Genomic DNA, 2,599 nt, shown 5'->3' with positions numbered 1-2,599 from the left:
GGCGGGGGGCGGAGGGGGGGTCGCCGGGAACCCCGCCGCCATCGCGGCGCTGAACGAAACCATTGATGTAGCGGGCGACATGGTCGGGAAGGCGCACAGCCTGCGAGAGCGCAGCGGCGGCATCGCCGGCTTGCTGGCTGCCCGCGCCGCCGGCGGAGGCGCATCGTGACGCAGTTGCTGGTTTATCTGACGCTGGCCGTCGTTGCCGCCATCGTTCTGGTTCTGGTGGCGTATCTTGTGGGCATCATCCTCGCGCTATGGGGGGCGTTGCAAAACCTGAAGCAGTTGGCCGCCGCCCTGATCCAGGTGCGAGATCATACCGAACCCCTGGCCGAACACATGCAGGCCATTAACGGCGGCTTGTCTTCCCTGCTGAACGGGCTGGCGGACGTTGACGGCAATCTTGCCGCCATCGTTCGCGTCGCGGGGTCTGGATTCGGCGCTTCCGACGCTTCGTAACGACTGGAGGAATTCCAAGATGTGTTTTCAGAATCTACCTATTGAATTCGACGAGCAGGGAAGGGCGCATCTTAAGAGCGGGGTGCGAGATCCTTATTCTTATGAGACGCAGACCGTCGCGGAACGCGAGCAGGTGTTGCGCGACATCGCGCGCAAGAACGGCCAGATTCAAGACGTGGATTTCGATCCGGTCACTCGCGTGGCAGGGGCGCTGGCTTTTCACAGCACCGTGAACTTGCAGGAGCGCAAGGTGGTGGACACGGCCGCAATGGCCACCTTGTTTCGCGGTTACGAGGTGATTTTGCGCGGCCGCGATCCCCGGGATGCGGCCTTTATCAGTTCGCGGGCCTGCGGCGTCTGCGGCGGCGTGCACGCCACCACGTCGGCACTGTCGCTTGAGATGGCGCTCGGCATCAAACCGCCGCCCTTGGGAATCGTGATCCGCAACCTGATGCTGAGCTGCGAATATCTCTACGATAATCCGCTGCACCTGTTTATCCTCGCGGGGCCTGATTTTTCCGAGATGCTGATCCGGGATACCAACCCGGAAATCTGGGAAAAGGCCAAGAATGCGAAGACCCGGTATGGCGATATGCACGGCTACCGGACCATCGGCGCGATCATGACGGATCTGAACCCGTTGACAGGCAAGCTGTACTTGGAGGCCCTTGAAATGACGCGGGTCGCCCGCGAGGCCTATGTGCTGATCGGCGGCAAGTACCCGCATCCGGAGACCGTGATCCCGGGCGGAGTGACCACCACCGTGACGACTACCACCTTGAGCGAGTTCTATCTGAAGCTGAAGGCGTTTTTCGACTACAGCAAGAAATGCATAGGCATTTGGGACGACATCTACGACTTTATGTACCAGGCCAATCCCCTGTACCGGAAACTGGGCGAGCTGCCTGTCAACATCGTGGATCTGGGCCAGTGGGATCATGAGGACTACTACGACGCAAGCTATGAAAACTGCAACGCATGGGGGGAAAAGCGCTGGTCCACGCCGGGCGCGATTATCGGCGGCAAGCTGGTGACCACGCGCCTGACGGATCTCAATGTCGGTATGGAGGAGTTCATCGAACATTCCTATTACGAGCAATGGGAGGACTGCCCTTTCAAGACCGACCCCCTGGGCAGTCCCATCAGTCCCAATCATCCATGGAACAAGACCACGATTCCCCGGCCTGGCCAGCAGAATTGGAAGGAACGCTACAGCTGGTCAACGACGCCGACCTGGGACCGGCATACGTTCGAGGCGGGCGCTTATGCCCGGTTGTATGTCTCTGCGCTGGCCCGGAAGCTGCCTGCCAGCCGCTATGTTCAATCTACCGGCAAGAGCCTGGTGTTACATGTGCCGGGGGACCGGCTTCCGGAAATGCGTCTGGAGTGGAAGGTTCCCGAGATCTGGAATGCCTTCGAGCGCAACCGGGCACGCGCCTACGCGGTGGCCTTCAACATGATGGTGACCATGGAGAACTGGGTGCGGGCCCAGGATTTGCTCAAACGAGGGGAAACCCGGGTGGCCACGCAGTTTAAGATTCCGCGGCGGGGCCGGCATATCGGCGTCGGCTTTTGGGGCGCCGGCCGCGGGTTTCTCGCGCACTGGTGCGTAATCAATAACGGCGTGCTGGAGAATTACCAGATCTGCACCCCTTCCACCATCAATGCGTGTCCGCGGACCCCCTGGGGCGAGCCGGGCGCCTATGAGCGGGCGGTGCTGAATACTCCGATCATCGAGTCGAATTTTCAGGACGAAAAGCAGTTCAAGGGGATTGATATCCTGCGCGCCCTGCGCAGCTTCGATCCCTGCATGCCCTGCACTACCCACGTGATGCTGGAAAATACGGATCGAGTCGTTACCCGCGAGGTCACGACCTGCGCCTGCGGGGTGAGTTAATGCGGGCGGGCAACGGCGTGCGGCGTCTGCCGTGCATCGTCATTGGCCTGGTCGGCTATTACCCATTTGTGCGGGGGCTGCCTATTGGCCCGGAACTGAAGGAGGGTCTGCAAGACTTGCCATGGCCCGGCTGCGAGGTCGAAGTCAAAGAGATGAACTGGGGGCCGATCGCGATCGTGCAGGACTCTCAGGCGGCCCGGAATCCGGCGGATCGCGTGGTACTGGCGGCCGCCGTCGATCGCG

3 protein-coding genes are annotated in these 2,599 nt (G+C 61.2%); all 3 read left to right on the top strand.

Annotation, left to right across the window (positions count from 1 at the left end; genetic code table 11):
- The first annotated feature begins 165 nt into the window (after window positions 1–165).
- Entirely contained in the window at window positions 166–459 is a 294-nt protein-coding gene (locus tag OXU43_05720; protein ID MDD9824650.1) for a hypothetical protein, read from the top strand.
- A 19-nt stretch (window positions 460–478) separates the two neighbouring features.
- On the top strand, window positions 479–2,356 hold the full coding sequence (locus OXU43_05715) for a nickel-dependent hydrogenase large subunit (protein ID MDD9824649.1): 1,878 nt from the start codon (window positions 479–481) through the stop codon (window positions 2,354–2,356).
- Window positions 2,357–2,373: 17 nt separating this feature from the next.
- On the top strand, window positions 2,374–2,599 hold a 226-nt coding region (locus OXU43_05710), incomplete at its 3' end, for a hypothetical protein (GenBank protein MDD9824648.1).

This window comes from Gammaproteobacteria bacterium, from assembly GCA_028817255.1.
Classification (GTDB): domain Bacteria; phylum Pseudomonadota; class Gammaproteobacteria; order Porifericomitales; family Porifericomitaceae; genus Porifericomes; species Porifericomes azotivorans.
Note: the sequence above shows the minus strand (reverse complement) of the source record. Positions and strands in the feature narration are given on the sequence as shown.